The organism is Amycolatopsis sp. PSD-21 (assembly GCF_055561455.1).
In genome coordinates, this window is record NZ_CM145712.1 from 8,272,291 (window position 1) to 8,296,975 (window position 24,685).

At 69.2% G+C, this 24,685-nt stretch carries 23 protein-coding genes; 14 read left to right on the plus strand and 9 right to left on the minus strand.

The window, feature by feature from the left end; translation table 11 throughout:
- From ACZ1DY_RS38815 to ACZ1DY_RS38830, 4 genes are all read right to left on the minus strand, one after another.
- Positions 1 to 381 carry a transcriptional regulator gene (locus ACZ1DY_RS38815; protein ID WP_126730687.1) on the minus strand — a complete coding sequence of 127 codons (381 nt, stop codon included), beginning with the start codon at positions 379 to 381 and terminating at the stop codon, positions 1 to 3.
- A gap of 187 nt (positions 382 to 568) precedes the next feature.
- Entirely contained in the window at positions 569 to 1,252 is a 684-nt protein-coding gene (locus tag ACZ1DY_RS38820; RefSeq protein WP_034308648.1) for a metal-dependent transcriptional regulator, read from the minus strand.
- Between the two features lie 35 nt (positions 1,253 to 1,287).
- Complete coding sequence (locus tag ACZ1DY_RS38825; protein ID WP_192743703.1) at positions 1,288 to 1,737, minus strand: GNAT family N-acetyltransferase; 450 nt, start codon at positions 1,735 to 1,737, stop codon at positions 1,288 to 1,290.
- A gap of 5 nt (positions 1,738 to 1,742) precedes the next feature.
- Complete coding sequence (locus ACZ1DY_RS38830; protein WP_126730577.1) at positions 1,743 to 3,332, minus strand: amidohydrolase; 1,590 nt, start codon at positions 3,330 to 3,332, stop codon at positions 1,743 to 1,745.
- A 47-nt stretch (positions 3,333 to 3,379) separates the two neighbouring features.
- Here ACZ1DY_RS38830 and ACZ1DY_RS38835 point away from each other — a divergent pair, with 47 nt between their 5' ends.
- From ACZ1DY_RS38835 to ACZ1DY_RS38850, 4 genes are read left to right on the plus strand one after another with little or no spacing between them, the layout of a single operon-like run.
- Positions 3,380 to 4,123, plus strand: a complete 744-nt coding sequence (locus tag ACZ1DY_RS38835; RefSeq protein ID WP_257484121.1) for an enoyl-CoA hydratase/isomerase family protein — start codon at positions 3,380 to 3,382, stop codon at positions 4,121 to 4,123.
- Entirely contained in the window at positions 4,120 to 5,670 is a 1,551-nt protein-coding gene (locus ACZ1DY_RS38840; protein ID WP_465482621.1) for an ATP-dependent acyl-CoA ligase, read from the plus strand. Before ACZ1DY_RS38835 ends, ACZ1DY_RS38840 begins: the two co-directional genes overlap by 4 nt.
- Positions 5,671 to 5,705: 35 nt before the next feature.
- Positions 5,706 to 6,341 (plus strand): TetR/AcrR family transcriptional regulator, encoded by a 636-nt coding sequence (locus tag ACZ1DY_RS38845; RefSeq protein ID WP_465482622.1) that lies wholly within the window; start codon positions 5,706 to 5,708, stop codon positions 6,339 to 6,341.
- 58 nt (positions 6,342 to 6,399) lie between these two features.
- On the plus strand, positions 6,400 to 6,729 hold the full coding sequence (locus tag ACZ1DY_RS38850) for a hypothetical protein (protein ID WP_126730571.1): 330 nt from the start codon (positions 6,400 to 6,402) through the stop codon (positions 6,727 to 6,729).
- Positions 6,730 to 6,800: 71 nt separating this feature from the next.
- On the opposite strand, the gene ACZ1DY_RS38855 is transcribed toward ACZ1DY_RS38850, so the two are convergent.
- Entirely contained in the window at positions 6,801 to 7,970 is a 1,170-nt protein-coding gene (locus ACZ1DY_RS38855) for an acyl-CoA dehydrogenase family protein (RefSeq protein ID WP_126730569.1), read from the minus strand.
- A gap of 137 nt (positions 7,971 to 8,107) precedes the next feature.
- On the opposite strand from ACZ1DY_RS38855, the gene ACZ1DY_RS38860 reads away from it, so the two are divergent.
- Both ACZ1DY_RS38860 and ACZ1DY_RS38865 read left to right on the plus strand, forming a co-directional pair.
- Positions 8,108 to 9,448 (plus strand): cation:dicarboxylate symporter family transporter, encoded by a 1,341-nt coding sequence (locus ACZ1DY_RS38860; protein ID WP_465482623.1) that lies wholly within the window; start codon positions 8,108 to 8,110, stop codon positions 9,446 to 9,448.
- Entirely contained in the window at positions 9,445 to 10,134 is a 690-nt protein-coding gene (locus ACZ1DY_RS38865; RefSeq protein WP_465482624.1) for a 4'-phosphopantetheinyl transferase family protein, read from the plus strand. Before ACZ1DY_RS38860 ends, ACZ1DY_RS38865 begins: the two co-directional genes overlap by 4 nt.
- Here the strand turns inward: ACZ1DY_RS38865 and ACZ1DY_RS38870 are convergent.
- Complete coding sequence (locus ACZ1DY_RS38870) at positions 10,131 to 11,279, minus strand: isochorismate synthase (RefSeq protein ID WP_465482625.1); 1,149 nt, start codon at positions 11,277 to 11,279, stop codon at positions 10,131 to 10,133. The two genes, ACZ1DY_RS38865 and ACZ1DY_RS38870, sit on opposite strands and share 4 nt — an antisense overlap.
- A 107-nt stretch (positions 11,280 to 11,386) precedes the next feature.
- Positions 11,387 to 11,698 carry an integration host factor, actinobacterial type gene (mihF, locus tag ACZ1DY_RS38875; RefSeq protein WP_005155963.1) on the minus strand — a complete coding sequence of 104 codons (312 nt, stop codon included), beginning with the start codon at positions 11,696 to 11,698 and terminating at the stop codon, positions 11,387 to 11,389.
- Positions 11,699 to 12,149: 451 nt separating this feature from the next.
- On the opposite strand from mihF, the gene ACZ1DY_RS38880 reads away from it, so the two are divergent.
- Entirely contained in the window at positions 12,150 to 13,787 is a 1,638-nt protein-coding gene (locus ACZ1DY_RS38880) for a long-chain fatty acid--CoA ligase (RefSeq protein ID WP_465482626.1), read from the plus strand.
- Positions 13,788 to 13,887: 100 nt separating this feature from the next.
- A complete protein-coding gene (locus ACZ1DY_RS38885) occupies positions 13,888 to 15,150 on the plus strand; it encodes an ABC transporter substrate-binding protein (protein WP_465482627.1) in 1,263 nt (420 codons plus the stop codon).
- 49 nt (positions 15,151 to 15,199) lie between these two features.
- On the opposite strand, the gene ACZ1DY_RS38890 is transcribed toward ACZ1DY_RS38885, so the two are convergent.
- Positions 15,200 to 15,634 (minus strand): hypothetical protein, encoded by a 435-nt coding sequence (locus ACZ1DY_RS38890; protein ID WP_465482628.1) that lies wholly within the window; start codon positions 15,632 to 15,634, stop codon positions 15,200 to 15,202.
- Positions 15,635 to 15,810: 176 nt separating this feature from the next.
- On the opposite strand from ACZ1DY_RS38890, the gene ACZ1DY_RS38895 reads away from it, so the two are divergent.
- The 4 genes from ACZ1DY_RS38895 (at position 15,811) to ACZ1DY_RS38910 (ending at position 20,844) form a co-directional block, all read left to right on the plus strand.
- A complete protein-coding gene (locus ACZ1DY_RS38895) occupies positions 15,811 to 17,532 on the plus strand; it encodes a TIGR03767 family metallophosphoesterase (protein WP_465482629.1) in 1,722 nt (573 codons plus the stop codon).
- Between the two features lie 230 nt (positions 17,533 to 17,762).
- Positions 17,763 to 19,028: a peptidase C39 family protein gene (locus tag ACZ1DY_RS38900; protein ID WP_465482630.1), complete on the plus strand. Its 1,266-nt coding sequence runs from the start codon at positions 17,763 to 17,765 to the stop codon at positions 19,026 to 19,028.
- An 80-nt stretch (positions 19,029 to 19,108) separates the two neighbouring features.
- Positions 19,109 to 20,203 (plus strand): S-(hydroxymethyl)mycothiol dehydrogenase, encoded by a 1,095-nt coding sequence (locus ACZ1DY_RS38905; protein WP_465482631.1) that lies wholly within the window; start codon positions 19,109 to 19,111, stop codon positions 20,201 to 20,203.
- Complete coding sequence (locus tag ACZ1DY_RS38910) at positions 20,197 to 20,844, plus strand: gamma-glutamylcyclotransferase family protein (protein WP_126730553.1); 648 nt, start codon at positions 20,197 to 20,199, stop codon at positions 20,842 to 20,844. Before ACZ1DY_RS38905 ends, ACZ1DY_RS38910 begins: the two co-directional genes overlap by 7 nt.
- Here ACZ1DY_RS38910 and ACZ1DY_RS38915 read toward each other — a convergent pair.
- On the minus strand, positions 20,822 to 22,441 hold the full coding sequence (locus ACZ1DY_RS38915; RefSeq protein ID WP_465482632.1) for an FAD-binding oxidoreductase: 1,620 nt from the start codon (positions 22,439 to 22,441) through the stop codon (positions 20,822 to 20,824). The two genes, ACZ1DY_RS38910 and ACZ1DY_RS38915, sit on opposite strands and share 23 nt — an antisense overlap.
- A gap of 97 nt (positions 22,442 to 22,538) precedes the next feature.
- On the opposite strand from ACZ1DY_RS38915, the gene ACZ1DY_RS38920 reads away from it, so the two are divergent.
- Complete coding sequence (locus tag ACZ1DY_RS38920; RefSeq protein WP_126730682.1) at positions 22,539 to 23,102, plus strand: TetR/AcrR family transcriptional regulator; 564 nt, start codon at positions 22,539 to 22,541, stop codon at positions 23,100 to 23,102.
- Positions 23,099 to 24,637: a glycerol-3-phosphate dehydrogenase/oxidase gene (locus ACZ1DY_RS38925; protein WP_465482633.1), complete on the plus strand. Its 1,539-nt coding sequence runs from the start codon at positions 23,099 to 23,101 to the stop codon at positions 24,635 to 24,637. Before ACZ1DY_RS38920 ends, ACZ1DY_RS38925 begins: the two co-directional genes overlap by 4 nt.
- Positions 24,638 to 24,685: the final 48 nt, after the last annotated feature.

The window sequence follows — 24,685 nt, forward strand, 5'->3', positions numbered from 1 at the left end:
CTACGTGTCCCGGCCTCTCGGCATCACGATGCCCTCGCCGGGCACCGTACACCGGGCCGCCCGCCCTCGCGGCGGTCCCAGAAGCCGTGACAGGGACTCCGGCGGAACCCCGAGCACCTCCTCGAGATTCTTCAGCACCAGCAGGGATTCCGGCCGTTCCGGACGGCACCGGCCGGACTGCCAGTGGCTCAGCGTCGCGAGACTGACCGAGCACCCCCGCCCCCTGAGCCGGTACCGGATCCGATCGAGACCGAGGCCCCGCGCCCTGATCGCCGCCCTGAGGGCGTCCGCGAACGGCCCCGTCTCCAGCAGCCGCCTGAGTTCACGTCCTTCCGCCACCCCCCGGTCGATGGTGTGTGTCCGCTGACCGGTCATCTTCATCGCCTTCGCACGCTCGCTAGCCACCCGGAATAGCGCAGCCTAGGCGCGCGATCACATGATCGGAAGGGTCTTCGATCACCTATCGGCGTGGCAGGCGGGTGACGTAATTATGCAGAGACGTAGGGAAAATTCCCACCCCGGCCGATACTCGTCCACAGTGGACACAGTGGACACAGGCGACACGGGCTCAGCGCAGCGCGACCGACAGCGCCTGCGCGATCTCCTTGCCGATCGCGTGGGTCGCCGCGTCCGGCGGCGAGCCGACCTTGACCACCATCGGGCCGCCGAACGGCTGGCGCTCGACCACCTCGATCCGCTCGCCGAGGCCGATGGAGTGCTCGGTGAGATAGCGCAGGAGCTCCGGATCGGTGTCCCAGACGCGGACGATCTCGCCGACCGCGCCGGGCGGGAGGTCGTCGAGGATGCGCATCGGCATCTCCTCGACGCTGCCGTCGGGCGCGGGGATGGGGTCGCCGTGCGGGTCGCGGACCGGATTGCCGAGCTTCGCGGCGATCCGTTCGACGAGCCTGTCCGACACGGCGTGTTCGAGCGCGTCGGCCTCGGAGTGGACCTCGTCCCAGGTGTAGCCGAGCTCGGACACCAGGTAGGTCTCGATCAGCCGGTGGCGGCGGAGCACGGAGCGGGCGAGCAGCCTGCCGTCGGTGGTCAGCTCGATCCCCCGGTACGGGACGTGCGCGACCAGCCCGAGCTGGGACAGCTTGGTGACCATGCCGGACGCCGACGACGGGCTGACCTCCAGCCGTCCGGCCAGCGACGTGTTGGTGACGGCCTCACCGCGTTCCACCAGCCCGTAGATCACCCGGACGTAGTCCTCCACGGACGACGACCTGCGGCTTGCCCCTTCACCCATGCGTGCGAGTTTACGGCTTGCCGCCCGGCCGCGACTCACCCAGCGTGGGGTCGCCAGCGGTACCGGATCCAGCCTGGGACGGGGTCGGCGCCGAGCTGGGCGTAGAACGCCTCGCCCTTCTCGTTGCCCTCCTGCATGTCCCATTCGACCCGGCCGGGCGACCGCGCGGCCAGTTCGTCGAGCAGCTCCCGCCCGAGGCCGAAGCGGCGGTGCTCCGGGCGCACGAAGAGGTCGTCGAGCCAGATCCCCGGCCGGGCCTCCCAGGTGGAGAAGTTCCAGCTGCAGAAGGCGAACCCCGCGACCTTGCCCGGTTCACCCGGAGGGGTGGCCAGCAGCACCCAGGCCTTCGGGTCGGGTCCGAAGAGGAACCCGGCCATCTCCTGCCTGTCGAGCTTCAGATCGTGTTTGTCCTCGTAGACCGCGTGCTCCTCGATGAGCGCGCAGATCTCCTCGATGTCGTCCGCGACCGCGTCCCGCACCGGCATGGGTCTCAGCTCCGTTCGTAGACGATGTCGCCGCCGACGGCGGTGGCGACGACGTGGATCGAATCCAAAGTGGACTCGTCGGCCGGGTCGGCCGAGAGGACGGCGAAGTCGGCGAGCTTGCCGATCTCCAGCGTGCCCAGGTCCTTCTCGGCGAAAGCGGCGTACGCGGATCCGTACGTGTACGCGCGCAGCGCTTCGGCGGGCGTGAGCCGCTCGTCGGGACCCAGCACGACTCCGGACGCGGTCTTCCGCCGCACCATGTCGGCCAGCGCGAGCAGCGGCGCGCCCTCGACGACCGGGCGGTCCGAGCTGGCCGGCAGCACGCATCCCGCGTCGAGCAGGCTCTTGAGCCGGTAGCACCACGGCTCGCGCTCGGGGCCCAGCGCGGCCCGCATGCCGTCGCCGATCTCGTTGACGAACCGGCCCTGCGGCGAGGCGATGAGCCCCAGCGACGCCAGCCGTCGCAGCTCCTCGGGCCGCAGCACCGCGCAGTGCTCGATGCGGTGCCGGTGGTCGGGCCTCGGGTCGGCCTTGAGCGCGGCCTCGTAGGCGTCGAGGACGACGGTGATCGCGCGGTCGCCGATGGCGTGCGTCGCGATCTGCCATCCGGCCTTGTGCGCGGCGGCGATGGTCCGCGCGATCTCGTCCTCGGGCACCTGGAAGTAGCCGACGTTGTCCGGTTCGCCCGCGAACGGCTCGTGCATCGCGCAGGTCCGGCCGATCAGCGAGCCGTCGGCGAACAGCTTCATCGCGCCGATCCGCAGCCATTCGTCGCCGAACCCGGTGCGCATCCCCAGGTCGAGCCCGAAGCCGGCGCCCGCGTCCAGCTCGTGCAGCACGCTCGCCGCGACCATCACCGTGCTCCGCACGCGCAGCACCCCGCGTTCGCGCGCCAGCTGGTACGCGGCGAGTTCGGCGGGGGTCTCCCCCACGAGGCCCCCGCCGATCCCGGCCTCCTGGACACTCGTGATGCCCTCGGCCAGGTACCGCTCGCTCGCCCTGTCCAGCCCGCGGACGACCCGCTCCACCGGCGTCGGGTAGGTCAGCGGCCGCAGCAGGAGCTGGGCCTGTTCGCGCAGCAGCCCGGTCGGCGAACCGTCCTCGTCGCGGACGACGTCGCCGCCGACCGGCACGTTCGCCAGATCCAGCCGCTCCAGGACCGCGGAGTTGACCACGGTCATATGGCCGGAAGTGTGCTTGAGCCGCACGAGGTGCCCCGGAGCGGCGCGATCGAGCCCCTGCCGCGTCGGATGGCCGCCGTCCAGCTTGTTCTGGTCGTAGCCGCTGCCGATGATCCAACCGCCCGGAGGTGTTTCGGCCGCGCGCCGCGCGACGGCGTCGTACACCTCGTCGACGCTGCGGCAATCGGACAGGGCGACGTCGTCGAGCGCCATGCCGAACCAGGCCATGTGGTTGTGCGCGTCGTGGAATCCGGGCACCACCACGGACCCGCCGAGATCCACTCGCCGTTTTGCGGAAAGTCCGGCCGCGTCGTCGCCCAAAGCGACAATTCGACCGTTGAGTGTCGCTATAGCTACGGATTCCTCCGTTCCAGTGAGGAACCGGGCGTTCTCGTAGACCGTGTCGACCCGCATGGATCCGACCCTATCGATCGATCGATCGGTCGTCTAGGCTCGGCGTCATGAGCACCGTGGACTACGCACTCGACGACGGAATCGCGGTCATCTGGCTGAACCGCCCCGAACGGCTCAACGCGGTGGTCGCCGAACTGGTGGACGACCTGCTGGAGGCGCTCGACGCGGCCGCCAAGTCGGACGCGCGCGCCGTCGTGCTGGCCGGCCGGGGGCGGGCGTTCTGTGCCGGTCACGACCTCAAGGAACCCACCCCGCCGGGGGATTCACGCCCGCGGCTCGACCGGCTACAGGACGTGACGCGCCGTCTTCGCGGGCTGCGCCAGCCCGTCATCGCCGCGGTCCACGGCTACGCGATCGGCGCGGGCGCCGAGTTCGCGATGGGCTGCGACCTGATCCTCGCCGCCGAAGACGCGGTGTTCGCCTTCCCCGAGGTCTCCCTCGGCCTGAGCGTCACGGGCGCGGCGTCGCGGTTGCTGCCGCTGCTGGTCGGCCCGCTGAAGGCCAAGGAGCTCCTGCTGCTGGGCGAACGCGTGAGTGGCACCGAGGCGGCCCGGCTCGGCCTGGTCAACGCCGCCCTGCCCGTCGACGACCTGATGGACACCGCCCTCGACTGGGCGGCCAAGATCGCCGCGCATCCGGCGGCCGCGGCCACGATGGCCAAACGCGCCCTCGATTCCGGTATCGACAGCTCCCTCGACGCCGCGCTCGAACTCGAAGTCAGCCACGCGCTGATCACCGAGCACTCCGCCGAGGTCGCCGCCTCGGCCGAGGCCTTCCGGAGCCGGTCATGACCTCGCTCGCCGGAATCGACACCCTCCTCGGCCTGACCGCCAGGGCCGCCGCGCTCTGGCCGGACAGGACGGCGTGGATCTTCGACTCCACCGGGGAGAGCTTCACGTTCGCCGACGTCGACGCGCGCAGCACCGAGTTCGCCCGCGCGCTGCTGGAACTCGGCGTGGAACCGGGTGACCGGGTCGCGGTGATGCTGCGCAACCAGCCCGAGTTCCCGTTGCTGTGGCTGGCCTTGGCCAAGATCGGCGGGGTCCTCGTCCCGGTCAACACCGGGTACCGCGAATTCGACGGCGCCCATGTGCTGCGGCATTCCGGTGCCAGGTTCGCCGTGGCCGCCGAGGAATTCCTGGAGCTGCTGAACAAGATCGCGCCGGAGACCTCGCTGGAACACGTGCTCACGCCCGGCGAACTCGTGGCGCCCAAGGACGGCGCCTGGATGACCTTCTGGTCCGAAGCCGAGCGCCCGGTCAACATCCAGTACACCTCGGGAACGACGGGCGCGCCCAAGGGTTGCGTACTGCCGAACCGGTATTGGACGACCCTCGCGATCAGCCTCGCCACGGACTACCCCTCGGTCGGCGCGGACGACGTCATCCTGACCGCGCAACCGTTCCACTACATCGATCCACAGTGGAACGTGGCGCTGGGGCTCGCCGGCGGCGCGACCCTGGTGGTACTCGACCGCTTCCACCCGTCGACGTTCTGGGAGAAGATCCGCGAACACGGCGTCACCTGGTTCTACTGCCTCGGCCTGATGCCCACCCTCCTGCTGCGCCAGCCGGAAAGCGAGCTGGACAAGGCACATCAGGTCCGCGCGATCTGCGCTTCGGCCATCCCGCGCGACCTGCACGCCGCGCTCGAAGCACGCTGGGGCACGCCGTGGTACGAGGCCTTCGGCATGACCGAGACCGGCGGCGACATCCGGATGCACCCGGCGGATCACGAGGAGACCGTCGGCACCGGCTGCCTCGGCAGGCCGACGCCCGTCCGCGAGGTGATGATCGCCGGCGAGGACGGGAAACCCCTGCCGCGCGGGGAAACCGGTGAGCTGCTGATCCGCGGCGTCGGCCTGATGCACGGCTACCACGACGATCCCGAAGCGACCAGGCGCGCGTTCGACGGCGGCTGGTTCCACACCGGCGACCTGGCCACAATGGACGGCGAAGGCCGCGTGTACTACGTGGGCCGCACGAAGGACATGATCCGCCGCAGCGGCGAGAACATCTCCGCGGACGAGGTCGAACGGGCGCTGCAACTGCATCCGGCGGTGAAGCTCGCCGCTGTCATCGCGGTGCCGGACGACATCCGCGGCGAGGAGGTCAAGGCGTACATCGTCCTCGACGAGAACGAGGGACACCGGTGCGAGCCCGCCGAACTGGCGGAGTTCTGCTCGACGAAACTGGCCTACTTCAAGGTTCCCCGGTTCTGGGCCATCGTGACGGAACTGCCGATGACACCGTCGGAACGGGTCGCGAAGGGTGAGCTCAAGAAGGCGGGCGACCTCCGCGCCGGTTCCTGGGACAGGACCACCGAGGAATGGCTCTGAACATGGACCCTCGGCGGGAAAAAGAACCTCGGGTCGTGAACACCCGCGAGCGGGTCCGCCAGGCGGCGGTGAAACTGTTCGCCGCCAAGGGGTTCCACGGCACCGGCATCCGGGATCTGGCGCAGGAGGCGGAACTGTCGTCCGCCAGCCTGTACCACTACATGGGCACCAAAGAGGATCTGCTGGTCGCCATCATGAACGAGTCGCTGCGGCGCCTGCTCGACGCGGCCGAGCGGGCGACCGCCGGGCTCGCCGATCCCGTGTCACGGCTCGGCTCCCTGGTGGCGCTGCACGTACTCGCGCACGCCATCCAACCGGATGACACCCGCGTGGTGGACAACGAGGTCCACGCGCTCACCCCCGGCGCCCGGGCCGAGGTGGTGGGGCTGCGCGACGCCTACGAAAGGCTGTGGGCGGACGCCATCGGGGACGGTGTCAAGGCGGGCGTCTTCCACACCGATCAGCCTTCGGTCACCCGGCTGGCACTGGTGGAGATGTGCAGCGGCGTCGCGCGCTGGTATTCGCCCGCGGGGCCGCTCACCCTGGACCAGCTGGCCGCGCATTACGCGGAACTGGCGCTGCGGGCGCTCGCCTGTGAAGGCAGACTGGACGTCGCCGCGCTGCAAAACTGCCGTGAAGTGGTCTCGGGAGTGTGGCGAGTGCCCGTTTAGCGGCGACTCATACCCGGTACGCCTTGCTCAGACGGCTTCTCTGGGGGACGCTCAAAGGGTGACTGAGGAGCAAACGATCCAACTCGAACTGGACGACTCGGGTCTCTCGCCGGCGTTGCCGGTACCTTCGAACCCCCGTGATCAGGTGCAGGACGTCCCCTACCGCCCGGTGGGATTCCGGGACGACGACCTGCCGACGGCCCTCGAACGGTGCGCGACATGGCTACGCCAGGCTCAGGAGTGGCTCGGGGAACCGGTCGACGTGCTGGCCGTCCATCTCGACTACGACGACCGCAAGGGTTCGCCGTACTACGACGTGAAACTTCTCTGCAACGAGGAGGACCTGGCCGGGGTCCCGATCGCGATGCGGAACCAGAAGGAAGACTAGAGAAGTCCGTGAAGGCCTCCTTCCCTGCCTTGAGCGTAGGGAAGGAGGCCTTCACGGCATGTCCGGCAAGCTCAGCCCAAGGTGCCGCCGACCTTGACGTGCCCCTTGAGCAGGTTGCGCGCGATGGTCCGGCGCTGGATCTCGTCGGTGCCCTCGTAGATCCGCAGCAGCCGCAGTTCGCGGTACCACCGCTCGACCGGCAGTTCCCGCGTGTAGCCCATCCCGCCGTGGATCTGCAGGACCCGGTCGACGATCTCGTTCGCCTTCACGCCGCCGTACAGCTTCGCCATCGACTGCGCGTGCCGTGAGTCCAGCTTCTGGTCGACCTGCCAGGCGGCGTGCAGCACCAGCCAGCGCAGGGCCTCCAGCTCGGTGCCGGAATCCGCGATCATCCACTGGATGGCCTGGCGCTCGGCGATCTTCTGCCCGAACGTCTCCCGCGTGTTCGCGTGCTCGATGGCCATGGAGATCAGCCGCTCGCAGGAGCCGATCGCGCGGGCGGGCAGCAGGTAGCGGCCGGCGCCGATCCACTGCATGGCCAGGTCGAAACCGTGGCCGAGCTCGCCGAGGATCTGCGTCTCCGGCACGCGGACGTCCTCGAAGACCAGCGACGCCGGGCCCCATTCGCCCATGGTGTCGATGTATTCGGACTTCCAGCCGGCGTCGCGGTCGACGAGGAAACAGGTGACGCCGCCGTTCGCGCCCTTCTCCGGGTCGGTGATCGCGAAGACCATCACGAAGTCGGCTTCGTTGCCGCCGGTGATGAAGGTCTTCTCGCCGTTGATGACCCAGTCGGTGCCGTCCTTGCGGGCGGAGGTCCGGATGGCCTTCGCGTCCGAACCCGCGCCGGGTTCGGTGATCGCGAAGCACGACTTGCGTTCGCCGGAGATCGTCGGGAGCAGGTAGCGCTCCTTCTGCTCGTCGTTGGCGTAGTACAGGATGTTGTCCGCGCTGCCGCCGAAGCGGAACGGCACGAACGTGCGGCCGAGCTCGGCCTCCAGCAGCGCGGTCATCACCGCGGACAGGCCCATGCCGCCGTACTCCTCGGGCGTCTGCACCCCCCAGAAGCCGGATTCCTTGGCCTTCAGCTGCAGTTCGCGCAGCTCGTCGGCGGTCAGGCCGGGCTGACCGGCGCGTTCGCGGCGCAGCACCTCCTGCTCACGCGGCATGAGGTCGCGCTGGACGAACGTGCGGACCCAGTCGCGCACCTCGCGTTCCTCGACGCTCAGAGAGAAATCCATGGTCAGCCCGCTCCTGTTCGACAGTGACCTAGCGCTGACTAAGCGCTCGCTTAGTCCAGGGTACCGCTTCGGTTGTCGTTCGCCGAGGAGTTGTCATAAGTTTTCGCAACCTGTCCCCATCCCGTCGAAGGGCACCCATGAGCACGGAAGCACCCGCGACGAAGCGGGATCGCACCCATTACCTGTACATCGCCGTCATCGTGGCGGTGGCGCTCGGCATCGCGGTCGGCATCCTGTTCCCCGCCCTCGGCAAGGAACTGAAGCCGCTCGGGACCGGATTCGTGAACCTGATCAAGATGATGATCTCGCCGATCATCTTCTGCACGATCGCGCTCGGCGTCGGCTCGGTGGCGAAGGCGGCGAAGGTCGGCCGCGTCGGCGGGCTCGCGCTCGGCTACTTCCTGATCATGTCGACGGTCGCGCTGGTCATCGGCCTGGTCGTCGGCAACATCCTCCAGCCCGGCACCGGGCTGCACCTGACGCCCGAGATCGCCGAAAAGGGACAGGACCAGATCGCCAAGAGCGAGGGCACCGTCGACTTCCTCCTCGGGATCATCCCGGAGACGCTGGTCTCGGCGTTCACCGAAGGCGAGGTGCTCCAGACGCTGCTGGTCGCGCTGCTCGCCGGGTTCGCGCTGCAGAAACTGGGCACGAAGGGCGAGCCGATCCGCCGCGGTATCGAGCACATCCAGCGGCTCGTGTTCCGGATCCTGGCGATGATCATGTGGGCGGCCCCGGTCGGCGCGTTCGGCGCGATCGCCGCCGTCGTCGGCGAGACCGGCTGGAAGGCGCTGCAGAGTCTCGCGGTGATCATGCTCGGCTTCTACATCACCTGCGCGTTGTTCGTGTTCGTGGTGCTCGGGCTGATCCTCGGCCTGCTCGCCAGGGTCAACATCTTCAAGCTGCTGCGCTACCTCGGCCGCGAGTTCCTGCTGATCCTGTCGACGTCGTCCTCGGAGTCGGCGCTGCCGCGGCTGATCGCGAAGATGGAGCACGCGGGCGTCTCGAAACCGGTCGTCGGCATCACCGTGCCGACGGGGTACTCGTTCAACCTCGACGGCACGGCGATCTACCTGACGATGGCGTCCATCTTCATCGCCGACGCGCTCGACAAACCGCTGAGCATCGGCGAGCAGATCTCCTTGCTGGTGTTCATGATCATCGCGTCGAAGGGCGCGGCCGGGGTCACCGGCGCGGGGCTGGCGACGCTGGCGGGCGGGCTGTCCTCGCACCGGCCGGAGCTGGTGGACGGCGTCGGGTTCATCGTCGGCATCGACCGGTTCATGTCCGAGGCCCGGGCGCTGACGAACTTCGCGGGCAACGCCGTCGCGACCGTGCTGATCGGCACCTGGACCAACGAGATCGACCGCGAGCAGCTGGACCGGACGCTGGACGGCCGATCGCCGTTCGACGAGGCGACGCTCCTCGACGAAAACGCGAGTGATGCCAGTGCGGGATCGGGTAGAAAGGAGACGTGATCGAATGCGCGGTCCGCTGGTCTGAGCCCCTGCCCGCCGAACCCCGGTTCCTGGCCCTGCTCGATGAGCTGGAGCAGGGCCGGTACGGAAACTACCGCCAGGACATCGACAAACGCCGGTTCCTGACCGGCCGCGTCCTGGCGAAGACGGTCGCCGCCGAGCGGCTCGGCATGGCCGTCGAGGACGTGGGCTTCGACGCGACCTGTGACGACTGCGGCAAACCGCACGGGCGGCCAAGGGTCCCCGGCGCGCCGCTGATGCTGTCGATCTCGCATTCCGGCGACCTCATCGGTGTCGCGGCCACCGCGGGGACGCCGGTCGGCCTCGACGTCGAGACGGCCACCAGGCGGGCCGAGGACTCGCTCATGGAGTACGCGCTGACCCCCGCCGAGCTGGCCGCGATAGCCGGGCTGTCCGACGACGAGCGCACGACGGCGTTCTTCACCTACTGGACGCGCAAGGAAGCGGTCATGAAGGCCACCGGGAAGGGCCTCAAGATCCCGCTGCAGAGCATCACGTTCTCCGGTTACGACGAGCAGGCGCGGCTGGTGCGGTCGACCCACGACGCCCTCGACCCGGCCCGGACCCGCCTCGCGGACTTGAAGGCGGCCGAGGGCTATCGGGCCGCCGTCGCGCTGATCACCTCGGACGACATCTCGGTCACCGAAACCTTCGCGAGCCTCTAGATCTCCAGGCCCATGGCGGCCAGCAGGGTGCGGAACTTCGCCGAGGTCTCGTCGAGTTCGGTCCGGGGGTCGGAGGCGGGCACGATGCCGCCGCCGGCGTACAGCCGCATGGAGGTGTCGGCGATCTCCGCGCACCGGATCCCGACGGCCCATTCGCCGTCCCCGGCCGCGTCGACCCAGCCGACGGCGCCCGCGTAGTACTCGCGATCGAACGGCTCCAGCTCCTGGACCAGCGACCGCGCGGCGTCGGTCGGCGTACCGCAGATCGCCGGCGTGGGATGCAGGGCGGCGGCGAGGTCCAGCGCGGTGACGTCCTCGTCGATCAGCTCACCCGTGACGGTGGTCGAGAGATGCCAGATCGCCGGCGTCGAGACGAGTTCCGGGCCGCGGACGTCGAGCGTGCGGCAGAACGGCCGCAGGATCTCGACGACAGACTCGACCACGACGGCGTGCTCGACGTGGTCCTTTTCGGACGCCAGCAGCGCCTCACCGTTCGCCTTGTCGATCGCCGGGTCCGCCGACCGGGGCATCGACCCGGCATGCGGCCGGGACACGACGGCGCCGCCGGTGCGGGAGAGCAGGAGTTCGGGAGTGGCGCCGACGAGCGTGCGCCCGCCGGGCAGCTGCGCGGCGTACGTGGTGTGCCGGGGGTTGCCGTTCGCCAGGTTCCGGACCACCGCGGCGGCCGGGACGGCCTCGCCGAAGTCGAGATCGAGCGCGCGGGCCAGGACGACCTTGCGCAGGTCACGGTCGCTCAGCGCGGAGACGGCAGCGCGGACGGCGGCCAGATGCGCCTCGGGTTCGGGCACGGGGGTGACCTTGACCGGCTGCGGGAGCGCGGTGCGCGGCGGGACGGCCGCGTGGTCGGACGACGCGCGGTGGACCGCGCGCGGGAGCACCAGGTGCCCGGGGGTCGACGTGGTGCCGCTGGTGTCGAAGGGCAGCACACCGACCGCGATCGAAGCACCCGAGTCGGTGAACAGCCCGGGGAGCATCCCGGACAGCCGCGACGGCTCGGTGTCGGTCGCGGTGGCCACGACGCCGCTCGCGAGGAGCGCGTGCCGTGCCGTGGCCAGGAGGAAGTCGCCCCGCTCGTAGCGGGCGGCCAGGTCTGCCGGGGTCGCCGGTGCGGTACTGGTCGTCACCCCACCAGCGTCCCAGGCTCCGGCTGAGACCAGGGGAAAGTGTTGCCCGGGCAACAGCCTCTCAGGCAACACCTTCCCCCGGACAGCCCGTGACCTGGGCGGAAGCGTTACTTCAGCGCCTCGAGAAGGGCCTCGCGCTGCCGCTCGCCCAGGCCGGCGGCACGCCGGTCCGGGTCGATCCCGGCCTGCTCCAGCAGGGCGGCGACCTTGACCGCGCCCAGGCCGGGGACGGCCTTCAGCAGCTGCGTGACCTTCGTCTTGCCGATGGTCTTGTTCTCCTTGGCCTGCTTGAGCACCTTGTCGATGCTCTCCTTGCCGGACTTGATCGACGCAAGCAGCTCGGAGCGCGCTTTGCGAGCCTCAGCCGCCTTGGCGAGGGCATCGGCGCGCTGCTCCGGAGTCAACGTGGGCAGAGCCAACGTAGTAGTCCTTTCATCTCAGGTCTCCGCTTTCGCGGCCGACGGCCTTTAAACCATGCTTGCAAGAGCAAGCGCTGGCCAGCCGTCTCTGTACCACGGCTCCAGTAAACGCCACCCGTTCCTCGGCCGTGAAACCGACACGCACTTATTACCCCTCGACCACGCCGCGGGCAACCCGCCCCAGCCTGCGGAAACACCTCGTCCGGGGCGCGTTTTGCCGAAGTTCATCACCCTTATGAGCGATGTCATCACTTCGCACAGTCAGCCATTTTTCGTTTCATGGCGCGGAAAATACGAATTATTGATGATCTTGCCGCGAACCGGCGGCCACCCGTTAGCGCGACACTGTGACCGAACGGTTGCCTGCGATGTTACTGACCGGTTCACCCCTCCCGGATTAGAGTCGGCGCAACCCCAGTTCACCGGAGAACGAGCACCACGGGAGTACGCGATGTTGAGCACGATGCAGGACGGGCAGCTGTCACTGGGCAGGCTCCTCCGCCACGGCACCAAGGTGCACTCCGAGAGCGAAGTCATCACCTGGACCGGTTCAGAAGCCCGCCGCGAGACCTTCGGCGAACTCGGCAAGCACGCCGCTCGCCTGGCCAACGCCCTCCGGAGCCTCGGTATCACCGGCGATCAGCGCGTCGGCACCTTCATGTGGAACAACGCCGAGCACATGGCCGCGTACCTGGCCATCCCGGCCATGGGCGCGGTACTGCACACGCTGAACATCCGGCTGTTCCCGGAGCAGCTGGTCTTCGTCGCCAACCACGCCGAGGACCAGGTCGTCATCGTCGACGGCACGCTGGTCCCGCTGCTGGCCAAGCAGCTGCCCGAGCTGAAGACCGTGCGGCACGTCATCGTGGCCAACGGCGACGCCTCCTCCCTTCCCGCCCCGGACGGCGTCCAGGTGCACTCCTACGCCGAGCTGCTGTCCGGCCAGCCGGACACCTTCGACTGGCCAGAGGTGGACGAGCGCTCGGCGGCCGCGATGTGTTACACCTCGGGCACCACGGGTGATCCGAAGGGCGTCGCGTACTCCCACCGGTCGATCTGGCTGCACTCCATGCAGGTCACGATGTCCGACAGCATGCGGCTGGCCCAGCACGACAAGGCCCTCGCGATCGTCCCGATGTTCCACGCGATGGCGTGGGGCATGCCGTACGCGGCGATGATGGTCGGCGCTTCGCTGCTCATGCCGGACCGCTTCCTCCAGCCCGCGCCCATCGCCCAGATGCTCGCGGCCGAGAAGCCGACCTTCGCCGGCGCCGTCCCGACGATCTGGCAGGGCCTGCTCTCCCACCTCGACGCGAACCCGCAGGACATCTCGCATCTGCGCGAGGTCGTCGTCGGCGGATCGGCGGCGCCGCCTTCGCTGATGCACGCCTTCGAGGACCGCTACGACGTGCCGATCCTGCACGCCTGGGGCATGACCGAGACCTCGCCGCTGGGCAGTGTCGCGCGTCCGCCCGCCGCCGCGACCGGCGAGAAGGCGTGGGAGTACCGCTACACCCAGGGCCGGTTCCCGGCGTCCGTCAGCGCCAGGCTGATCGGCGACAACGGCGAGGAACTGCCGTGGGACAACGAAAGCGTCGGCGAGCTCGAGGTGCAGGGCCCGTGGATCGCGGCGTCGTACTACAGCGGCACGACCGGTGAGGAGCCCGACCCGGAGAAGTTCCACGACGGCTGGCTGCGCACCGGCGACGTCGGGAAGATCAGCCCGGACGGCTATCTCACGCTGACCGACCGCGCGAAGGACGTCATCAAGTCCGGCGGCGAGTGGATCTCGTCGGTGGATCTGGAGAACCAGGTGATGGCGCATCCCGCGGTGGCCGAGGCGGCCGTGGTCGGCATCCCCGACGAGAAGTGGGACGAGCGCCCACTGGTCGCCGTCGTGCTCAAGGAGGGCCAGAGCGCCACGGCCGAGGAACTGCGCGAGTTCTTGTCGGACAAGGTCGCGAAGTGGCAGCTGCCGGAGAATTGGACCTTTGTGGACGAAGTCCCGAAGACCAGTGTCGGCAAGTTCGACAAGAAGCGGCTGCGCGCGTTCCACTCCGAAGGCAAACTCGACATCAGTCAGCTCTAACGGGTTAATCTCCCGCGCGCCTGCCCTTCCGTGAAGGCCATCTTGAGGGACGCTGGTCCCTGAAGATGGCCTTCACTGCGTTCGGCGAAGGGTTTTGTTGGTGCGTAAGACAAACAGGCGGACGTTCCTGGCGCTGGCGGGGACGACCCTGCTCTCCGCCTGCGGGTCCAACACCGTCCAAACGGGAAACCCGCCCCCGTCGACGGCCTACTCCGCCGGGGTGACCAGGCCGAAACCGAAACCGGTCGACCTCGCGCAGTGGTACCACCCCTATCCCGAAGCGGGCGTCCAAGAAGCCGTCACGCGCTATGCGGCGGCGTACCAGAAGTCCAAGGTCGCGGTGCAGTGGAATCCGGACGACTACGAGACGAAACTGAACGCCGCACTGCAGGCGGGCCCGGTCCCGGACGTCTTCGAAGGCCAGGTCACCGTCGACCGCGTCCGGCAGAACCTTCTCGTCCCGCTGGACGACGTCGTCGGGCCCGTACGCGGGGATTTCAACCCCTCGGTACTGGCGGCGCAGACGGTCGACGGCAAGATCTACGGGATCCCGCAGGCACTCGACACCCAGGTCCTCTTCTACCGCAAGAGTTTTCTCCAGGAGGCCGGTGTCCAGCCGCCGCAGACGCTGGACGAACTCGTCGACGCGGCGAAGAAACTGTCCAAGGACGGCGTCAAAGGACTGTTCGCCGGCGACGACGCGGGCGCGGCGGCGCTCGCCGGGCCGCTGCTGTGGTCGGCCGGCCTCGACTACGTCAAGGACGGCAAATCCGCGGGCTTCGACGATCCGCGTGCCGCCACGGCGTTCGCGAAACTCCACGAGCTCAACGGTTCGCTGCTGCTCGGCGCTTCGACGGACTTGGCGGATCCGCTCCCGTTCATCGACGGGCTCACCGCCATGCAGTGGACCTGGCTGTGGAACCTGCCGAAGATCCAGGACACGGTGAAGGACGACTTCGGCATCCTGCCGTTCCCCCGGCTCGACGCGGCGGGCACACCGTCCGTCCCGGTCAGCGGGCTGAGCGCGATGGTGCACGCCAAGAGCCTGAACCCCAACGCCGCCAAGGACTTCGTCAAATGGCTGTGGCTGGAGCGCGTCGACTTCCAGCAGGAGTTCGCCACCAGGTTCGGGTTCCACCTGCCCGCGCGGCTGAGCGTGCTCGGCAAGGTCGCCGCGGCGGCCGACGCCGCGAAGCTGGTCAAGGAGAACGGCCGCGCCGCCGGTCCACTGTGGACGTCGACGGCGAACACGGCGCTCGTCGACGCACTGGGCCGGATCGCCCGCGACGGGGCCGATCCGGCCGCCGAGACCAAGGCCGCCGTCGAGGCCGTCAAGGCCGAACTGGGGCGCCTTTCCGCGTGACCCGGCCGGTCACGACAGCGCTCGCAAGCACGCCGGGTGACCCGGCGGCCTAGTCCCCCGAGACACCCCAGATCGCCAGCTCGACGGCGACGTCGTTCTCGTACAGCAGCGCACAGTTCGCGCTCCAGCGCGGGCGGCGCTCGTACGGCAGCCGCCCCGCCTTGTCGAGTTCGTCGAAGTCGGCGACGGACGGCTCCTCGGTGCCGAAGGCGGCCACGAGCTCGGCGTCGGTCAGGGGCCGGATCGTGCCGAAGTCGTCCTCGCCCGTGGCGCTGATGAACTCGTGGACGTCGAGCACGGAATGCGTCCCGGACTCCTGGACGCTCTCCACCTCGTACAGATCGTCGATCGAGTCCGGGCGGCCGAGTTCGTCCTCCTCCCAGAGGTAGTCGCCCTCCTCGAAGACACGCGCCTTCATCGCGTCCAGCGCCGCTTCCGGATCGCCGTCGAACCGGCCGCGGACCGACCAAGCCGAAGCACCCACCTGGCCACCTCCCACGCTCGCCAAGCGGCCAGCGTAACCAGCGCGCTTGGCTTCTTTGGTATTCCGCCAAACGTGACAAATTTTCGCATTACCCTTTTCTGGCGTTCACCTCACGGCTAACGTCTTGCGGCATCGTCCTTCCGCGACATCCATCCGCGACGACTGGGGGCACCGCCATGTCCGTCATCTCGAGGCGCACCTTCACCGCGGCAGGCGCCGCCGGCGTCGGCCTGCTGCTGTGCACGCCGACTGCCAACGCGCTCGACCGGGCACTGGCGCGCACCACGACCCGGGCGGTGCGCACCGCGGGGACCACGCTCGAAGCCGCGGCTGCCCCGCGGACCAGCGGCCCCGGCTACACGCGGCTGACCGCGGGGCCCGGCTGGCCGCTCGTGGTCCGCGGCGATCTGGCCGCGCCGAAGTCCGGCCGCGACGACCGGCGCCGCGCGATGGCCTCCTTCGCGCAGTTCACCGACCTGCACTTCACCGACGCCGAAAGCCCGGCGCGGTTCGAGTACCTGCACCCGTTCGTCGGTTCGGCGCACCGGCCGCAGGAAACCCTCGGCCCCGTCGCGACGACGGCACTGGTGGAGCGGGTGAACAGCCTGAAGGCAGGCCCGTTCACCGGACGGCCGATCGACTTCATGGTCACCACCGGCGACAACACCGACAACCACGAGCTCATCGAGCTCGAATGGTTCCTCAAGGTGCTCAACGGCGGCACGGTGAATCCGACTTCGGGCGACCCGGACGTGCACGAAGGCGTCCAGACGTCCGGGTCCTCGCACTACTGGAACCCCGGCAAGACGCTGGACGACGCGTACACGAAGAAGGGCTTCCCGCAGCTGCCCGGCCTGCTCGACGCGGCCTCGAACACCTTCACCTCGCCCGGCCTCGACGTCCCGTGGTTCTGCACCTTCGGCAACCACGACGACAGCATCGTCGGCACCGTGCCGGACTTCCCGGGGATGGACGGCTGGTACACCGGCAGGTTCAAGGTGATCGGCAAGGACGAGACGACGTCGCGGAAGCTCGCCAAGGCGATCGGGTCCGGCGCCGGCGTCCCGGTCACGGAGCTGTTCGGCGGTTCGGGCACGATCCGCGAGATCACCCCGGACGAGCGACGACGGCCGTTCAGCACCGCGGAATTCGTGCGCCACCACCTCGACTCCGCCAACACCGGGCCCGGCCCGGTCGGCCACGGGTTCAGCGAGAACAACGCCGACGGACGGAACGTGTACTACACCTTCCGCATCGCGCCGGGGATCACCGGCATCAGCCTCGACACCACGACGATGGCCGGGCTGGCCGACGGATCGATCGGGCTCGGGCAGTTCACCTGGGTGGAGAATACGCTCAAGCGCAACAGCTCGACGTACTACGACTTCTTCGGGCGCAAGGTCACGCAGAACGTGACGGACGAGCTGTTCATCCTGTTCAGCCACCACACCAGCGACACCATGGGCAACGTGCTGCCGGACGCGCGCCACCCGCTGGAGATCCGGCTCAACGGCGACACTTTCGTCTCGCTGCTGCACCGGTTCCCGAACGTGCTGGCGTGGGTGAACGGGCACACGCACCACAACAAGATCACCCCGCACGCCGGCAAGACCGCGAAGCAGAGCTTCTGGGAGATCAACACCGCCTCGCATATCGACTTCCCGCAGCACGCGCGGATCATCGAGGTCGCCGACAACGCCGACGGCACGTTGTCGCTGTTCACGACCCTGATCGAGGCGGAAGCCCCGTACGAGGCGTCGTACACGGACACGTCCACGCAAGCGCTTGCGTCGCTTTACCGGGAGTTCTCCTACAACGACATCCACGCCTCGCTCTCCGCCGTCGGCACCGCCCAGGACCAGAACACGGAACTCCTGCTGCCGAACCCGCTCGCCTGAGTTACGCCTTCAAACACGCGAGTTACGCCTTCACACACGCGAGTTCGCCGTCTGATCACACGAGCCGGCCGTCGGCTCAGGGACCAGAGGCGTAACTCGCGTGATCGGGGGGCGTAACTCGCGTGATTGGGCGCGTAACTCGCGTGATTGAACGGCGAACTGTTTACATACCTCGCGCGACCGGCGAAAATCCCTTCCCTACTGGGTGGACTCGAGGGATGGAGCGCCGGATGCGGATACGAGGGCTGGTCACGCTGCTGACGATCGCGACGATGACCGCGGTGACGGCACAGACGGCGGAGGCCGGTCCCGGCCGCCCGGACGACGAGTCGATCGACTTCCACGACTGGTCCGGTCACCACGGTTTCCGTGACGGCAGGCTCGAAGGGCTCGGCCTCGACCACGGCGCGCTGCGCATCGACCGCCCGATCGGCACGGTCGAGCACACCGAACCCGCACTCGGCACCACGAAGACCTACGAATACGGCCAGTGGACGTCCGGGAGCCACACGCAGGGCTTCGACGCCTCCCAGCTGGTCGCCTCGTGGAACGCCAAGACGCCGGCCAAGACGTGGATCAAGGTCGAGGCGAAGGGCCGCACCGCCACGGGCACGGAGACGTCCTGGTACGTCATGGGCCGGTGGGCGAGCGGGGACGCCGACATCAAGCGCACCAGCGTCGACGGCCAGAGCGACGCCAACGCCGCGGTCGACGTCGACACGCTGGTCATGAAGGCCGGAGTCGCGCTGCGCTCGTACCGGCTGCGCGTCAGCCTGTACCGCGAGGCCGGCTCCGGCGCCACGCCGTCGGTGACGTCGGTCGGCGCGATGACGTCGCTGGTCCCGGACCGCTTCGAGGTCAAGGCGACGAAACCGGGCCGCGCCACCGGCATCGAGCTCAAGGTGCCCGCCTACGCGCAGAACCTCCACAAAGGACAGTTCCCGGAGTACGGCGGGGGCGGCGAGAACTGGTGCAGCCCCACCTCCACCGAAATGGTCGTCGAGTACTGGGGCAAACGGCCCAAGGCCGAGGACATGAAGTGGATCCCGGAGGGTTACGTCGACCCGACCGTCGCGTACGCCGCCCGCCACACGTTCGACTACGCCTACGACGGGACAGGCAACTGGCCGTTCAACACCGCGTACGCCGCTTCACTCGGACTGCGTGGGCACATCACCCGTTTGCACTCCTTGAACGAACTCGAGAACTACATCGCGCGCGGTATCCCGGTGATCACGTCGCAGTCGTTCAAGGCCGAGGAACTCGACGGCGCGGGCTACGGCACCGCCGGGCACATCATGGTCGTCGTCGGCTTCACGAAGGACGGTGACGTGATCGCCAACGACCCGGCCGCCAACAGCAACGACCGGGTCCGGAACGTCTACAAACGACACCAGTTCGAAACGATCTGGCAGCGCACCAAGCGGTACAACACGAATGGCGGCGTTTCCAGTGGTCCCGGCGGAATCGCGTACATCATCACGCCTGGGCACTGAATCGGTACCGCACCCGAGCGGATGTCGCGATCCGGGCCGCCCCCGTGGCAAGCTCGGAGTTCGTCGACTCGGAGGTGCGCATGCCGTACGAGGTCCAGGGCGTCGTTTCCCGCGCCAAGGGTGAACCGGTCTCGCTGGAGCCCGTGACGGTGCCCGACCCCGGGCCCGGCGAGGCCGTCGTCTCGGTCAAGGCGTGCGGCGTCTGCCATACCGACCTGCACTACCGCGAGGGCGGGATCAACGACGAATTCCCGTTCCTGCTCGGCCACGAGGCCGCGGGGTTCGTGGAGGCCGTCGGCGACGGCGTCACCGGCCTCGAACCGGGCGACTACGTGATCCTGAACTGGCGCGCGGTCTGCGGCACCTGCCGGACCTGCCGCCGGGGCAAGCCCTGGTACTGCTTCTCGACGTTCAACGCCGCGCGGCCGATGACGCTGGCCGACGGCACCGCCCTGTCACCGGCGCTGGGCGTCGGGGCGTTCCTCGAGAAGACGCTCGTCCACAGTGGACAATGCACGAAGGTCGACCCCGCCGCCGAACCGGCCGTCGCCGGGCTGCTCGGCTGCGGGGTGATGGCCGGCCTCGGCGCGGCGCTGAACACCGGCGCCGTGAGCCGCGGCGATTCCGTGGCGGTCATCGGCTGCGGTGGTGTCGGCGACGCCGCGATCGCCGGGGCGAACCTGGCCGGCGCGAAGACCATCGTCGCCGTCGACACCGACGACCGGAAGCTCACCTGGGCCAGGGACTTCGGCGCCACGCACACGCTGAACAGCAAGGGTTTGAGCGAAGACCAGGTCGTCGAGGCGATCCGGGAGTTCACCGATTCGTTCGGCGCGGACGTCGTGATCGACGCGGTGGGCAGGCCCGAGACGTGGCGGCAGGCGTTCTACGGCCGGGATCTGGCGGGCACGGTCGTGCTGGTCGGCGTCCCGACCCCGGACATGCGGCTTGATCTGCCGCTGATCGACTTCTTCTCGCGCGGCGGCTCGCTCAAGTCGTCGTGGTACGGCGATTGCCTGCCCTCGCGCGATTTCCCGATGCTGATCGACCTCTATCTCCAGGGCAGGCTCCCGCTCGACAAGTTCGTCACCGAGCGGATCGCCCTCGACGGCGTCGAGCAGGCCTTCGAGCGCATGCACCACGGCGACGTGCTCCGCAGCGTGGTGACCTGGTGAAACTCTTCACCGACGCCGATTTCCCCGCCGATCCGTATCCGGGAGCGCGGCCGGGGCATTCGTTCGTCCACTTCGACGGCGCCGGGCACAGCCTCGACACCGCGCCGGAGGGCTGGCGCGAACGCCAGGCCGTGCTGGCCTACGGCTCGAACGCGTGCCCGTCCAAGATCACCTGGCTGCGGGAGCACATGGGGCTGACCGGCCCGGTCGTCGTCTGTCACGCGCGCTGCGCCGACCTGGCCGCGGTCTGGGCGTCCGGTCTGCGGTTCCGGGACGGGCAACGGCCCGCCACGCTCGCCGCCGCGCCCGGTGTCGTCGAAGAGCACTCCGTCTGGTTCGCGACGCCGGAGCAGCTCGCCGTCCTCGATCGCTGCGAAGGCAAAGGACAGCGTTACAACCTGGTGCGGCTGACCGCCCCGGCCATCACCCTCGACGACGGCACCGTGCTAGACGACGTCGTGGCGTACGTCGGCGCCGCGGACATCCGCCTGCCGATCCTGGTGGACGGCAGGCATATCCGCGTCGCCGACCTCGAACAGCGCCGGGCCGCGGCACTGGAAGGGATCCCCGCCGAAACGCACGGTCTGGACTGCACGCTGGTCGAAGCCGGCACCCTGGTCAGAGAAGCTTCCCGGGATTGAGGATCCCGGCAGGGTCGATGGCCTTCTTCGCCGCTCGCAACACCTCGACGCCGATCTCGCCGATCTCCGCCGCCAGATAGCGCGCGTGGTCGACGCCGACGGCGTGGTGATGCGAGATCGTGCCGATCCCGGTGATCGCCTCCGAGGCCGCCGCCTTCGCCCGCTGCCATTGGCCGACCGGGTCGGCCTCGTCGCGCGCGGTGAGCACGGTGAAGTACAGCGACGCGCCCGTTTCGTACGCGTGCGAGACGTGACACATGATGATGGCGTTGCCGAGCGTCGCGGTGAGCGCGGCACGGACCGCGTCGCGCAGGTCGCTCAGTTCCGCCCAGTACGTGGCGGTTTCCAGGGTTTCGACGCAGACACCGTTGTCCATCAGGGCATCCCGCTGCCGAGGGCCGGAGAACCGGCCGCGGCGCCAGGATTCGCCGAGCGCGGCCCCGATGCGGACGGCACCGAACTCCTTCAATACGCCGGTGGTCTCTCGGCGGCGCCGGTCGACCTCGCGCTTCGACGCGCCTTCCCAGCCGACGATCAGCAGGCACGGCGCGTGGACACCGCGCGCCTTGAGATACCGGCGCAACGCCTTCGTCTTCAAACTGTCGTTGAGCGCGAGCGAAACCTCGCTTTCGTCCACATCGGACAGTCGCGTGACGTCCGCGAGCACGTGCCGCTGGGCGAGTTCGCGGACCGCGTCGGTGCCCTTCTCCCAGCCATCCAGGACATAACCCTCGTAACGGCGCACTTCCGGCACCGGGCGGACACGGAGGGCGACCTCGGTGATCACCCCGAGCGCGCCTTCGCTGCCGATGGCCAGCTGCCTCAGGTCGGGTCCCGCGGCGGACGCCGGCGCGACGCCGAGTTTCCATTCCCCGTGCGGGGTCGCTAGCCGGACACCCTTGACCATGTCCTCGAAGCGTCCGTAGCCCGACGACGCCTGACCGGCGGACCGGGTCGCGGCGAAACCGCCGATGGTGGCCCGTTCGTAGGACTGGGGCACGTGACCGAGGGTGAAGCCGTGCCCGGCGAGCAGCCGGTCCGCCTCCGGCCCGGTGAGGCCCGCCTGCAGGACCGCGATCCGGGACACCGGGTCGACGGAGACGAGGTCACCGAGCCGGGTGAGGTCGAGCGCGATCACCGCGCTCTTGTCCCCGCGCAGCGCCGCGACCCCGCCGACCACCGACGTCCCGCCGCCGAACGGGACGACACCGACGTCGTGCCGGGCACAGATCTCCAACAACGACTGGACTTCGGCGGGATTCTCCGGCAGGACGACGGCGTCCGGTACCGGAAAATCACCGAACCCGCGCCGCCGTACCAGGTCCAGATAGGACAGACCGCCCGCCCTGGCGAGCCGCTCCCCCGGCGACAGCAGGACATGCTCGGCGCCGACGAGTTCTTCGAGGTCTCGTTTCGGCTGTTCGCTCAGCGCCGAATCGGGAACGGACAGGGCCGAATCGGGCGCGAGGGGCGCCGCGGAGCCCAGCGGACCGATACGCTGGACGAGCCACCTCAAGGCCTTCGCCGGAAGGTGGGCCGCGTCACCGCCTTCGGGCGTCCAGGATCGTCTTAACCGGTGGTCAATAAGCTCCGTCACGACTACAGTGTTACACATGGACGTAAAACGTCACTCACCTGCGGAAACAGGCGTTTCGGCGCTGGCGGACACCCGATCCCGCCAGGCCTCGACGCGCGTGTCCGACGACGTTCTGCTCGACGCCGCGAAGAAGTGCGTGCTCGCGGTCGGCGTGAGGCGGACCACCCTCGCCGAGATCGCCCGCACCGCGAAGGTCAGCCGGATGACCGTCTACCGCCGGTTCCCGGATGTGCGCAGCGTGCTCGCGACCCTCATGACCCGTGAATTCGGCGGCCTGCTGCAGAGCGCCGCCGAGCCGGAGGTCGAGCCCGCCAACTTCCGCGAGAAGCTCGTCCAGAGTTCGTCCGCCGCCGTCGCCGCGCTTTCGGGCGACCCGTTGTTCCGCACCCTGCTGGACCTCGACTCCGAACTCGTCCTGCCCTACATCGTCGAGCGGTTCGGAAAGACACAGCGGTTCGCCGAAGGCGTGATCCTGCACCTGCTGAAGTCCGGCCACGAAGACGGCTCGATCCGCGAGGGCGACCTGCCTTCGCAGGCGCGCACCCTGCTGCTGCTCATCCAGTCCTTCGCGTTCTCCTACCGCCCCGCCACCGCGGACGTGAACGAGAAGGAGCTGATGGCGGAATTCGCCCACGTACTCGACGCGGCGTTGCGGCCGTGACGCCGGGCTCGCTCAACGCCCTGCGGCGCGACCGGGAACTCACGGCGCTGGCCGGCGGTGAGCGGGTCGATCTGGTGGTGGTCGGCGGCGGTGTCACCGGCGCCGGGATCGCGCTGGACGCGGCCGCGCGCGGGCTCTCGGTGGCCCTGATCGAGGCGTACGACCTGGCGTACGGGACGTCACGCTGGTCCAGCAAGCTCGTCCACGGCGGCCTCCGGTACCTGGCCAAGGGCGATCTGGCACTGGCGCACGAAAGCGCCGTCGAACGCGGCATCCTGATGACCCGCACGGCCCCGCATCTCACCAGGGCGCTCCCGCAGCTGTTCCCCTTGTACCGCGAGACCTCCCGTGGCCAGCAGGCGTTCATCATGACCGGCCTCCTCGCCGGCGACGGCCTCCGCCGCGCGGCGGGCACACCGGCGTCGGTGCTGCCGCGGCCGAGGTCGATCCCGGCCGCGGAGGCGCTGGCGCTCGCACCCGGCCTGTCCCCGCAAGGCCTGCGCGGAGCGCTGCTGGCCTACGACGGCGCACTGACCGACGACGCGCGCCTGGTCGTGAACCTGGCACGCACGGCGGCGGCGCGCGGCGCGAAGATCCTGACGAAGGTCGAAGCGCTCCGGCTCGACGCGGAATCGGTGCTGGCCAGGGACAGGCTCACCGGGCAGGAGGTCGAGATCCACGCCCGCCAGGTGATCAACGCGACCGGCGTCTGGGCGGGCGAACTGGCGGAATCGGTGCGGCTGCGGCCTTCCCGCGGTTCGCATCTCATTCTGGCCGCCGGGGCGGCGCCGATCGGCGCGACGTCGGTCAACGTGCCCGTGCCCGGCGAGAACAACCGCTTCGTCTTCCTGCTGCCGCAACCGGACGGCCGGGTGTTCGTCGGCGTCACCGACGAGCCGACCGACGGCCCGGTCCCGCGCGTGCCGTCCGTACCGGAGTCCGATGTGGACTTCCTGCTCGAAGTGGCGTCGACGGCGTTCACCCGCCCGCTGACGCGGGACGACGTCGCGGGATCGTTCGCCGGGCTGCGGCCGCTGGTCGAGGGCGGCGGACGCAGCGCGGATCTCTCGCGCAAACACGCGGTGGTGACCGGCGCCGACGGTGTGCTCACCGTCGTGGGCGGCAAGCTGACGACGTACCGCAAGATGGCCGAGGACGCCGTCGACGCGGCGCTGAAACGGTCCGGGCTCCTCGCCGGGCCGTCGACCACGTCCCGGCTCCCGCTGCTCGGCGCGACACCACGCCACCGTTTGTCCACTGTGGACGCGTCGCCGCGGCTGGTCTCGAAGTACGGCACCGAAGCGCCGCGAGTCGCCGCCCTCGGCGAGGTCGATCCGGAACTGGGCCTGCCCCTGTTCGACGGCGCCGAGATCAGCGCGGCGGAAGTCGTCTGGGCCGTGCGGCACGAGGGCGCCCTCGACGTCGAGGACGTCTTGGAGCGCCGCACCCGGCTCGGCCTGGTCGCCGCGGACGCCGAGGCCGCCCGCGGCCGCGTCCAGGAACTTGTCGACAAATCGCTCGCCGGCCTCGCCTGACCTTCCGCATTTAGTCCGCTGAATGCGGTGAGTCATGCCCTCAGCTTG

Bases quoted from the DNA above. Each gene is read 5' to 3' on its own strand.
- ACZ1DY_RS38855 (WP_126730569.1), bottom strand. From the start codon at position 7,970: ATGGATTTCTCTCTGAGCGTCGAGGAACGCGAGGTGCGCGACTGGGTC.
- ACZ1DY_RS38835 (WP_257484121.1), top strand. From the start codon at position 3,380: ATGAGCACCGTGGACTACGCACTCGACGACGGAATCGCGGTCATCTGG.
- ACZ1DY_RS38880 (WP_465482626.1), top strand. From the start codon at position 12,150: ATGTTGAGCACGATGCAGGACGGGCAGCTGTCACTGGGCAGGCTCCTC.
- ACZ1DY_RS38900 (WP_465482630.1), top strand. From the start codon at position 17,763: ATGCGGATACGAGGGCTGGTCACGCTGCTGACGATCGCGACGATGACC.
- ACZ1DY_RS38860 (WP_465482623.1), top strand. From the start codon at position 8,108: ATGAGCACGGAAGCACCCGCGACGAAGCGGGATCGCACCCATTACCTG.
- ACZ1DY_RS38820 (WP_034308648.1), bottom strand. From the start codon at position 1,252: ATGGGTGAAGGGGCAAGCCGCAGGTCGTCGTCCGTGGAGGACTACGTC.
- ACZ1DY_RS38830 (WP_126730577.1), bottom strand. From the start codon at position 3,332: ATGCGGGTCGACACGGTCTACGAGAACGCCCGGTTCCTCACTGGAACG.
- ACZ1DY_RS38815 (WP_126730687.1), bottom strand. From the start codon at position 381: ATGAAGATGACCGGTCAGCGGACACACACCATCGACCGGGGGGTGGCG.
- ACZ1DY_RS38825 (WP_192743703.1), bottom strand. From the start codon at position 1,737: ATGCCGGTGCGGGACGCGGTCGCGGACGACATCGAGGAGATCTGCGCG.
- ACZ1DY_RS38905 (WP_465482631.1), top strand. From the start codon at position 19,109: ATGCCGTACGAGGTCCAGGGCGTCGTTTCCCGCGCCAAGGGTGAACCG.
- ACZ1DY_RS38895 (WP_465482629.1), top strand. From the start codon at position 15,811: ATGTCCGTCATCTCGAGGCGCACCTTCACCGCGGCAGGCGCCGCCGGC.
- ACZ1DY_RS38840 (WP_465482621.1), top strand. From the start codon at position 4,120: ATGACCTCGCTCGCCGGAATCGACACCCTCCTCGGCCTGACCGCCAGG.